General features: G+C 58.7%; 1 protein-coding gene. It reads right to left on the minus strand.

Features of this window, described 5'->3' with window-relative positions:
* Positions 1–195: 195 nt before the first annotated feature.
* Positions 196–1,635: a DUF3300 domain-containing protein gene (locus tag B5V02_RS09555; protein ID WP_111543991.1), complete on the minus strand. Its 1,440-nt coding sequence runs from the start codon at positions 1,633–1,635 to the stop codon at positions 196–198.
* Positions 1,636–1,857: the final 222 nt, after the last annotated feature.

Consider the following 1,857-nt stretch of genomic DNA (forward strand, 5'->3'; position numbering starts at 1 on the left):
GCTGGGTCTCGCGCCGATGAATGTCGACACCGGCGCCGGCTTCGTCACGCCTGAGAACTATGAGATTGTTGCCGAACTCGCCAAGCAGGCGCTGCGCTGATCTGTAATCTCGGCATGCCGGTCGGGCACGCCCGACAGCAGCCGTAACAAAGTCAGGACCGCCATGCCGAACGCATCAAGCTGCCGCCTAAGGCGTTAGAACGGAGGAGGGCCACCCGGTGGAGGCATTGGTGGGCGGCCAACACCGGCAGGCGCGCCGAACCGAGGTGCGCCGACCAAGCCTCTATGCTGTGGACCATGCGGCCGGAATTCTGATCGGGGAGGTCTGGTCACAACACCCGGGCGCCGCGGGCCATGCTTCGCCAAGCCCCGAGGCTCGTGGCCTGGCAAGGCACGAGGGCCGCGCCGATGCAGAATGTCACGTCCCCCAGACAGGCTTCTGCCGTGCGCGCCGACACGCGGCGCGAACTGGGAGTTTCCTGGTAGGGAATTTACGCGGCTCCCTCCCAGCGATCTTGGCCCAGCTGCAGGCATCCGCGGGGCTGCCGGGTTACCAGCTTTGAGGTTTTCGAGCCTGGTCCTCCCAACTGTTGGGAATGAATGACTCAGTGGGGTCTCTGCTCGATGCGGATTGAGGCCCGCCGCCCTTTCGATCAGACTATTGCTGCCGTCCGCTTTCAGGTCTCGCACCAGCGTGTTTTGATCGAGCCTACTCAAACTCGATCGGTCAAAAGATATTCTGGAGCTGTCGACCTTCGTCCAATCGACCTGGTCTAAACTTATGTTGCCGCTGAAGTTTCGATCGTTGAAGCAGTAGTTGCATTTGATGTCGACATCCCTCCCCCAGGAGCCGTAACCGCTCCAGGTCTCACCCTCGTACCAATCGACCGCTGCAGCCCAAGCAGCCCCGGTGACATAAGCGGCGTAGTAAGTTGCCGTTGGGTCATAGTAAGACGAATAGGAACGGGAGTTGTAGCTTACCCCCTCCGACCCGCGGCTGGAATCGTAGAGCTCCTCTGACCGGTACACGGGGATATAGATCTTGTCAGCGTGCGCCGGCGTGATGGTGACCCTTTCCTGCTTCTGGACGATCACGGTTTTGTCGTCGCTCTTGATGATCCCCTTGGCGACAGCCCTTCCACGCAATTGCTGTATGGCCTCAAGCAAGCCCTTTTGCTGATAGGCCACCGCGTCTCCCATCTGTTGAGTCCACTTGAGATCATCGTTCATCATCTTGATGATCTCGGGATAATTCATGAGCGATATGATACTCCCGTCCCAGTTTTTGTCGGGCTTCGTCTCCGGCTGGGTGTTGACCAAGTCCAGATACCTTTCGGCTTCAACGATCTGCAGGGGATACAGAGACGCAGCTGCGATCGCAGCGACCAGTTCATCGGGATAGAGCGCGATGCGCGCCACCAGCACCTCCATCTGCATTTCGTTCAGCGGCTCGCGCTCAACACTGCGGGCAGAGGCGCTTTGCTCCTGCGCGTGTGCAAGGAATGGGGTACTGGCCCAAATCACCAGCGGCAGGAACAACGCCCGCAGGAAGCGTGGCCGGGCGTTGGTACCTGCCCGGCCACGCGACCTTAAAAATTGCAGCAAATCAGGCTGTAAGCAAAAGTACTTCGTCATAAAAATCTCTGTTGAAGGTCACCGCAGGCCAATCAATCCACGAAACACTGCGCGAGCACACAAGTGTGCCCTCAAGCACGATTGGTGCGTTGATTACTAGAGCACGTCCTGTGATCGATGAATCGATTGTGATGTGACGGGTGCGTTTTGTGCTGATTCAACATCCACCTCGATGGAGGTGGACGATGGGAAGAGCATTGAGCGGGGATCTTCGGTCGCGGG

Origin of the sequence: Mesorhizobium kowhaii, assembly GCF_003253745.1 — a bacterium.
Taxonomy (GTDB): domain Bacteria; phylum Pseudomonadota; class Alphaproteobacteria; order Rhizobiales; family Rhizobiaceae; genus Mesorhizobium; species Mesorhizobium kowhaii.